We start from the raw sequence: 7,822 nt of genomic DNA on the forward strand, positions 1-7,822 counted from the left end.
GGCGCCCGGACCGCTCGTCCGGGCGCCCCGCCGGAACCGCTCCAGTATTCGGAGGATTGAGACGTGGCAACCCTGAAGGTCGGGCTGGTGTCGCCGGAGCGCGAGATCTGGTCCGGCGAGGCCAAGATGGTGGTCGCGCAGACCATCGAGGGCTCGCTCGGCATCCTGCCGGGCCACGCCCCGGTGCTGGGCGTGCTGCTGGACGGCAGCGTGGTGACCATCGAGCCGGCCGACGGCGGCGAGCGGGTCAGCGCGATGGTCGGCAGCGGGTTCTTCTCCGTCGCGGGCGACGAGGTCGCGATCCTGGCGGAGCAGGCCGAGATGGGCGAGGAGATCGACGTCCAGCACGCGCGGCAGGCGCTGGAGGACGCGATGGCCGGCGGCGGCGAGGACGCGACGCCGGAGCGGCGGGCCCGGGCGCGGCTGCGCGCGGCGGGCATAGAGGTCTAGTTTTCAGCGCGAGCGAACGGCGGGGGGACTTGGGCGGGCACCTGGCACTTGACGCGGGCGGGGTGCTCGCCGGGCTGGTCCTGGTGGCCGCGCTCGTGTTCGTGGTGATGGCCGTGCGCCGCTGGCTGTTCGTCCGCGGCGGCGGCACGGTCGAGTGCAGCCTGCGCACGCTGCCCGCGGAGACCGCCGGCCCGGAGGCCGCTCCGGGGGTGTGGCGCCTCGGTATCGGCCGGTACCGGGGCGACGAGCTGCACTGGCACCGCGTGTTCGGTTTCCGGAGAAGGCCCCGGCAGGTGATCCACCGCCGGGGCCTCGTCGTGTCCAACCGGCGGGCGCCGGGGCCGGACGAGGCGGACGGCCTGCTGCCGGACGTCAGCGTGATCGAGGTGCGGGACGGCGCGCACGTGATGGAGCTGGCGATGGGCGCGGCGGCGCTGACCGGGTTCCTGGCGTGGCTGGAGGCGGCGCCGCCCGGCTTCCCGGTGGAGGTGCACCCGCCGGAGTGACCCGGGCTGCGTGACCCCGGGCAGTGTGACCCCGGGCGTGTCGGCTTGCGCAGGGTAAGGCGGCGGTATCGATACGGCCTGGTCCGCTCGGTGATCCTTGAGGCGGGCGGGTCGCGGGTTCATGATCGTCCCTGGTCAGAGCTCCGTTCCCGTCTCCGCAGGAGTGCACGTGCGCAAGCTGCTCACCGGCGCCGCCGTGGCGCTGTCCGCCGCCGTCCCGGGTGCGCTGGCCGCCGTCGGGCCGGGTGTGCAGGCGGAACCGTCCCGTCCCGTGTCCGCGTCGACGACCTCGCGGGCGCCCGCGCCGGCGGCGCAGGCGCGGCCCGATCTGGCGAAGCTGGTCACGTTGAAGGACGTCCAGCGGCACCTGTCCGCGTTCCAGGAGATCGCCGACTACAACGGCGGGAACCGCGCGGTCGGCGGGCAGGGGTTCGGGGTCTCCGTCCGGTACGTCGTGGGGCGGCTGAAGAAGGCCGGGTTCACGCCGAAAGTGCAGCGGTTCACGTTCCCGTACTGGCGGGAGCGGACGGCTCCGGTGCTGGCGCGCGTGGCGCCGTCCAAGGCGTCCTACAAGGTGGGGTCGGACTTCCTGACGTTCGCCTACTCGGGCGTGGGCCAGGTGACGGCCCCGGTGGCGGCGGTGGACCTGCCGTCGTCGGGCGAGGGGACGAGCGGCTGCGAGAGCGGCGACTTCGCGGGCTTCCGCAAGGGCTCGATCGCGCTGATGCAGCGCGGGACGTGCGCGTTCGCGACGAAGGTCGCCAAGGCGAGGGCCGCGGGCGCCGCCGCCGCGATCATCTTCAACAAGCCGGGCGAGAAGGGCCCGGTGAACGGGACGGTGGAGAAGCTCGCGCCGATCCCGGTCGTGGGCCCGTCCTACCAGGCGGGGTCCGAGCTGGCGAAGGCCGCGAAGAAGGGCGGCCTGAGGATGCGGGTGAAGGTCGACGCCGCGCACGGGAAGCGGTCGGCGAGCAACGTCGTCGCGGACACGCGGCGCGGCCGGGCCGGCAACGTCGTGCTGGTCGGCGCGCACCTCGACAGCGTCCCGGCGGGCCCCGGCATCAACGACAACGCGACGGGCGCGGCGGCGCTGCTGGCCGTCGCGGAGAAGATCGGCAAGCTGGGCGGCAGGGACATGCGGAACCGGGTGCGGTTCGCCTGGTGGGGCGCCGAGGAGGAGGGCCTCGTCGGGTCCACGCACTACGTGCGGTCGCTGAGCGCCGCCGAGCGCGGCAGGATCGCGCTGGCGCTGAACTTCGACATGCTCGGCTCGCCGAACGGCACCCGCGCCGTCTACGACGGCGACCACTCCGGGCACCTCGGCACGGTCCCGCCCGCCGGGTCCGGCGCGATCGAGAAGGTCTTCCGCGACTACTTCGCCGGACGGCACCTGCCGGTGACGCAGACGGCGTTCGACGGCCGGTCGGACTACGGGCCGTTCGTCGCGAAGGGCATTCCGGCCGGCGGCATCGAGACGGGCGCGGAGGGCGTGAAGACCGCGGCGGAGGCCAAGGCGTACGGCGGGAGGCCCGGCAAGGCGTACGACCCGTGCTACCACGCCAAGTGCGACCGGATGAAGAACGTCGACCTCAAGCTGCTCGACACCAACGTGGACGGCGTCGCGTACGCGACGCAGCGGTTCGCCGCCAGCACGCTGCCGGTGAACGGGGAGGCGCGCGTCGAGGCGGTGCCGGCGGCCCCGTACCGTCCCGAGTGGCAGGGACCGTACCTGGTGCGGTGAGAGCCCTTGGCGGCGCGGGGCCGGCTCAGGCGGGCTTGATCGAGATGGCGCCGGCGTTGGTCTTGACCGTGACGTGCCGGGGCGCCGCCGAGTCCTGGTGGACGCCGGGGTCGATCCGCTTGCCGCCGGTGTCGGTGGACAGCGTGATCGCGTAGGGCCGGTCGGCGGGCAGCCGCAGCCGGACGGAGCCGGTGTCGCTGGTGGCCCGGACGCTGCTCGGCGCCGCGGCCAGGGCGACCGCGACGGTCCCGGCGTTGGTCTCGACGGCCAGCCGGTCGGCGGTGAGGCCGTCGGCCCGCAGCGCGCCCGTGTCGGTGCGCACCTCGGCGGAGGCGATGCGGCCGCCCAGCCGGACCTCGCCGCCGCCGGTCCGGGCCGTCAGCCGGTCGGACGTCAGGCCGGTCGCGGTGATCGACCCGGTGTCGGCGCGGAGGTCGGCGGTGGCGGCGCGCCCCGACACCCGCACGTTGCCCGACCCCGCGCTGAGGGTCGCCGTGGAGGTGCGCAGGTCGGTCGCGGTGACCGCGCCGGTGTCCCCGTGGAGCCTCACCGCGCCGGCCAGGCCGGTGACGCGGATCGAGCCGGAGCCGCCGTGCACCTCGACGGCCGTGGCGCGCGGCACCCGGATCTCGTAGGAGATCCGGCACGGGTTGGAGCCGATCACGCTGTGCCCGCACCTCGCGGACAGCGACAGCGTCCGCCCGCCGACGTCGTGCCGCGGCTGCGGCTTGTTGCGCCCGTTGGACCAGCGCAGATGCTCGGTGACCGTGATGCCGGGGGAGTCGGAGGCGGTGATCCGCACCGCCCCGTCGCCCGGCGACACCTTGAGCGCGCCGACGCCGTCCGGCGCGGTGTAGGTGCGGTCCTCGGTGTGGCGGCTGAAGCTGAGCCCGCAGCCCGCCAGCGCCCCGCCCGCCAGCACCGCCGAGCCGGCCAGCACCACCGCGCCTGCCAGTGTCCTCACGTCGCGTCTCTCCCCGCCGCTCGCCCTGCACCCCGTCATGCGACAGCCTGCCGGACCGGGGGCCGGGCCGACAGGAGGCGGGCAGGCGTCCCGGGGGTGGGGCTAACCCCACCCCGTCCGGCGGCGCGCGCGGGTCAGCGCTCGCCGCCCGGCTTCCACAGCACGTCGCCGTGCTCGGCGTTCGCGACGCGGCACAGGATGAACAGCAGGTCCGACAGCCGGTTGAGGTACTTGGCGGTCAGCGGGTTGACGCCCCGGTCGGCGGCGTCCGGGGCGGTGCCGCCCGATTCGCCGACGGGGGCGGCGCCGTGCGCCTCCAGCGCGGCCCACGCGGACCGCTCGGCGCGCCGCGTCACCGTCCGCGCCACGTGCAGCAGCGCGGCGCCGGGGCTGCCGCCGGGCAGGATGAAGCTGCGCAGCGCCGGCAGGTCGGCGTTGTACTCGTCGCACGCCGCCTCGAGCCGCTCGATGTAGGACGGGTCGACGCGCAGCGGCGGGTACTCGGGGTCGGCCACCACCGGCGCGCACAGGTCGGCGCCCACGTCGAACATGTCGTTCTGCACGCGGACCAGCAGCGCCTTCAGCCCGTCGGGCAGGCCGCCGAGGGCGAGGGCCACGCCGATCGCGGCGTTGGCCTCCTCCACGTCGGCGTAGGCGGCCAGGCGGGGGTCGGTCTTGCTCGTCCGGGACGCGTCGCCGAGCGCGGTGCTGCCGTCGTCGCCGGTCCGGGTGTAGATCCGCGAGAGGACGACGGGGGTCTCCCTGTTCTTCGCCATGGCCGTCACACTAGCGCCGGGCCGTGCGGGCGGCGCCGCCCGGCGGCCCCGGACGGCCCGGTGACGTCGGAAAACCGTTCGGTAGTGTTCGTTGCGTGTACGACTACGTGATCGTCGGTGCGGGCAGCGCCGGCTGCGTGCTGGCCGCCCGGCTGTCGCAGGACCCGTCGGCGAAGGTCCTGCTGCTGGAGGCCGGGCCGCCCGACGACGCGCCGGAGATCCGCATCCCGGCGGCGGTCGCGAGCCTGATCAAGGGCCCGTACGACTGGGACTACACGACCGTCCCGCAGGAGCACGCCGCCGGGCGCGCGGTGTACTGGCCGCGCGGCCGCACCCTCGGCGGCAGCTCGTCCACCAACGCGATGATCTACATTCGCGGGAGCCGGCACGACTACGACACCTGGCGCGACGCGTACGGCTGCGACGGCTGGGGCTACGAGGACCTGCTGCCCTACTTCCGCCGCGCCGAGGACCAGCAGCGCATCGCGACCCCGTACCACGGCACCGGCGGCCCGCTCCGCGTCGAGGACCTGCGCTACAAGCACCCGCTGACGCAGGCGTGGGTGCGGTCGGCGATGGCGTTCGGGCTGGCCGCGAACCCCGACTTCAATGGCGCCGACCAGGACGGCGTCGGGTTCTACCAGGTCACGCAGCGGCGCGGGCGGCGCTGGTCGGCCGCCGACGGCTACCTGCGCCCGGCGCTGCGGCGCCCCAACCTCACCGTCGTCACCGACGCGCTCGCCACCCGCGTCCTGATCGAGAACGGGCGGGCGGCCGGCGTCCGGTACGAGGCGCGCGGCGAGACCGTCGAGGCGCGAGCCTCGACGGAGGTGATCCTGTCCGGCGGCGCGGTGAACACCCCGCAACTGCTGATGCTGTCGGGCGTCGGCCCCGCCGGGCACCTGCGCGCGCGCGGCATCGACGTCGTCGCCGACTCCCCGGTCGGCCAGGGCCTGCAGGACCACCCGTTCGTGAACGTCATGTTCGCGACCCCGCGCACCAAGGCGCTGTGGGAGCTGGCGAACGTCCGCTCGCTGGCGCTCCACGCCGCCCTCGCGCGCGGGCCGTACGCGTCCAACCTCGCCGAGGCGGGCGGGTTCGTCCGGACGGCCGGCGGCCTGCCCGCACCGGACTTGCAGTACCACGTGCTGCCGACCCCGTTCCTGGACCAGGGCCTCGTCGAGCCGTCCCAGCGGCTGCTGTCGGTGCTGGTCACGGCCATCGCCGTGGCGAGCCGCGGGTCGCTGACGCTGCGGTCCGCCAGCCCGTACGCCAAGCCGCTGATCGATCCCGCCTACCTCACCGACAAGGCCGACCTGGACGTCCTGGTCGCGGGCGTCCGGCAGGCACGCGAGATCGCCGCGGTCGGGCCGCTCGCCCATCTGGCCGGCGGCGAGTACGCGCCGGGCGAGGGCGTCCAGGGCGACGAGGAGATCGCCGCGTTCGTCCGCCGCGAGTGCGCGACGCTCTTCCACCCGACGAGCACCTGCGCGATGGGCGGCTCGGACGGCGCGGTCTGCGACCCCGAGCTGCGCGTCCGCGGCGTCGACGGCCTGCGCGTCGTGGACGCCTCCGTCATGCCGTCGGTGCCGCGCGGCAACACCAACGCCCCCACCATCGCGATCGCCGAGCGCGCCGCCGACCTCATCCGGGGCCGCACCCCGCTCCGCGCCGCCAACCGCTGACCCGCTGAACCGCCGGGAGCCACCGTGTTGGCGTTCAGGACGGGCCGGCACCCGACTCGCGCAGCAGGGCGCCCGCCATCTCGCCGGTCCGCGCGGCGATCTCGTCCGGCGGCATGGCCCGGTCGTGCTCCAGCCACCAGGTGATCGACTGGACGAACATCGCGCCGAGCACGGTCGGCACCAGGCCGTCCGCGGACGCCCGCGAGCACGGCCCGGGACCGGCGAGGTGCTCGGTGACCATAGCGGCCAGCGAGCCGCGCATCCGGTCGGCGAACCAGGGGCTGCCCTTGCGGCCGAGCAGCGCGCCGTACAACCGGTGGTACTCGCCGATGTGCTCGAAGAACGCGGTCCAGCGCTCGCGCGGCGGGCGCTCGTCGCCGCCGACGGTGCCGAACAGCGCGTCCATCGCCTCGTCGAAGACCTGCTCGACCAGGTGGTACTTGTCCCGGTAGTTGCGGTAGAAGGCGGCGCGGCTGACCATCGCGCGCTCGGTGATCTCGCCGACGGTGACCCGTTCGAGGCCGCGCTCGCCGATCAGCTCGATCAGCGCCTCGCGGAGCAGGGTGCGCGTCCGCCGGACCCGCAGGTCCTCTTTGCGAGGCAATTTCCGGCTCCTGTCTCGGCTGGGACGGATCGCCCACCTTGCAACTTGTGGACAGCTCCTCCCATACGAGACACATTGTCTCATGAAAGCCATCAAGGTCCGTGCCTTCGGAGCACCTGACGTCCTGCGCCTCGAAGAGGTCCCCGACCCCGTCCGCGCGGCGGGCCGGGTGCTGATCTCCGTCGACTACTCCGCCGTCCTGTTCGGCGACGTCATCGTCCGTTCGGGGCGCCACCCGTTCCCGCTCCCGTACGTTCCGGGCATCGAGGTCGCCGGGCGCGTCGCCGAGGCGGACGACCCGTCCCTCGTGGACCGCCGCGTGGTCGCCACCACCCTGCAGAACCGCGGCGGCTACGCCGAGCTCGCCCTCGCCGAGGAGAGCGGCGTCTTCCCGGTCCCCGACTCCCTGGACCTCCGGACCGCCCTGACCACCTTCCAGGCCGGTGCCGTCGCGCTGGAACTGCTCGCCGGGACCGGCGTCCAGGCGGGCGAGACGGTCCTGGTCACGGCCGCCGCGGGACGGGTCGGCTCGCTGCTCGTCCAGCTCGCCAAGGCGGCCGGGGCGCGGGTCGTCGGCGCCGCACACGGGGAGGCGAAGCTCGCCGCCGTCGCCGGGTTCGGCGCCGACCTCGCCGTCGACTACGGCGCGGAGGGCTGGGCGGACGAGGTCGTGGAGGCCACCGGCGGAGGAGCGGACGTCGTCCTCGACGCGGTCGGCGGCGAGACCGCCGCGCGGGCCATGGACGCGGCCGCCGCCGGGCGGGGCCGCATCGGGATCTACGGATTCACGTCGGGGAAGTGGGCGCCGCTGGACGCCCGCGCGATCGGTACCCGCGGGCTCACGGTCGTCGGCGCGCTCGGGATCGCGTTCGCCAAGCCGCCGGCCGAGCAGCGCGCCGCCGCCGAGCGGGCGCTGGAGGCCGCCGCGTCCGGCGCGCTGAGCCCCCGCGTCCACGCCGAGTTCTTCCTGGACGAGGCGGCCCGCGCGCACACGGTCCTGGAGGCCCGGGAGAGCATCGGCGCCGTCCTGCTGAAATGAGCCGGTCGGAAACGACCCGGTGAACGGAGAACGCCCCCGTCGGATGACGGGGGCGTT

8 protein-coding genes are annotated in these 7,822 nt (G+C 74.8%); 5 read left to right on the forward strand and 3 right to left on the reverse strand.

Annotation, left to right across the window (positions count from 1 at the left end; genetic code table 11):
* Positions 1–63: 63 nt before the first annotated feature.
* The 3 genes from ABZ914_RS41860 (at position 64) to ABZ914_RS41870 (ending at position 2,697) form a co-directional block, all read left to right on the forward strand.
* The gene (locus ABZ914_RS41860) at positions 64–450 is read left to right on the forward strand and encodes a F0F1 ATP synthase subunit epsilon (protein ID WP_190862007.1); all 387 of its coding nucleotides are present in this window, start codon (positions 64–66) and stop codon (positions 448–450) included.
* Between the two features lie 29 nt (positions 451–479).
* On the forward strand, positions 480–956 hold the full coding sequence (locus ABZ914_RS41865) for a DUF2550 domain-containing protein (RefSeq protein ID WP_500200252.1): 477 nt from the start codon (positions 480–482) through the stop codon (positions 954–956).
* Positions 957–1,125: 169 nt separating this feature from the next.
* Entirely contained in the window at positions 1,126–2,697 is a 1,572-nt protein-coding gene (locus ABZ914_RS41870; RefSeq protein WP_500200253.1) for a M20/M25/M40 family metallo-hydrolase, read from the forward strand.
* Between the two features lie 25 nt (positions 2,698–2,722).
* On the opposite strand, the gene ABZ914_RS41875 is transcribed toward ABZ914_RS41870, so the two are convergent.
* Together ABZ914_RS41875 and ABZ914_RS41880 are read right to left on the reverse strand one after the other, a co-directional pair.
* Complete coding sequence (locus tag ABZ914_RS41875) at positions 2,723–3,661, reverse strand: DUF4097 family beta strand repeat-containing protein (protein ID WP_500200254.1); 939 nt, start codon at positions 3,659–3,661, stop codon at positions 2,723–2,725.
* Positions 3,662–3,795: 134 nt separating this feature from the next.
* Entirely contained in the window at positions 3,796–4,437 is a 642-nt protein-coding gene (locus ABZ914_RS41880; RefSeq protein ID WP_190861999.1) for a cob(I)yrinic acid a,c-diamide adenosyltransferase, read from the reverse strand.
* A 95-nt stretch (positions 4,438–4,532) separates the two neighbouring features.
* Here ABZ914_RS41880 and ABZ914_RS41885 point away from each other — a divergent pair, with 95 nt between their 5' ends.
* Positions 4,533–6,122 carry a GMC family oxidoreductase gene (locus ABZ914_RS41885; protein WP_500200255.1) on the forward strand — a complete coding sequence of 530 codons (1,590 nt, stop codon included), beginning with the start codon at positions 4,533–4,535 and terminating at the stop codon, positions 6,120–6,122.
* 34 nt (positions 6,123–6,156) lie between these two features.
* On the opposite strand, the gene ABZ914_RS41890 is transcribed toward ABZ914_RS41885, so the two are convergent.
* Positions 6,157–6,726 carry a TetR/AcrR family transcriptional regulator gene (locus ABZ914_RS41890; RefSeq protein ID WP_500200256.1) on the reverse strand — a complete coding sequence of 190 codons (570 nt, stop codon included), beginning with the start codon at positions 6,724–6,726 and terminating at the stop codon, positions 6,157–6,159.
* An 82-nt stretch (positions 6,727–6,808) separates the two neighbouring features.
* Here ABZ914_RS41890 and ABZ914_RS41895 point away from each other — a divergent pair, with 82 nt between their 5' ends.
* Positions 6,809–7,765, forward strand: a complete 957-nt coding sequence (locus ABZ914_RS41895; RefSeq protein ID WP_500200257.1) for a zinc-binding dehydrogenase — start codon at positions 6,809–6,811, stop codon at positions 7,763–7,765.
* The last annotated feature ends 57 nt before the right edge of the window (positions 7,766–7,822 follow it).

The sequence above is a fragment of the Spirillospora sp. NPDC046719 genome, assembly GCF_040645715.1.
Taxonomy (GTDB): domain Bacteria; phylum Actinomycetota; class Actinomycetes; order Streptosporangiales; family Streptosporangiaceae; genus Spirillospora.

Coding starts and splice junctions, on each gene's coding strand:
- ABZ914_RS41880 (WP_190861999.1), bottom strand. CDS start 4,437: ATGGCGAAGAACAGGGAGACCCCCGTCGTCCTCTCGCGGATCTACACC.
- ABZ914_RS41895 (WP_500200257.1), top strand. CDS start 6,809: ATGAAAGCCATCAAGGTCCGTGCCTTCGGAGCACCTGACGTCCTGCGC.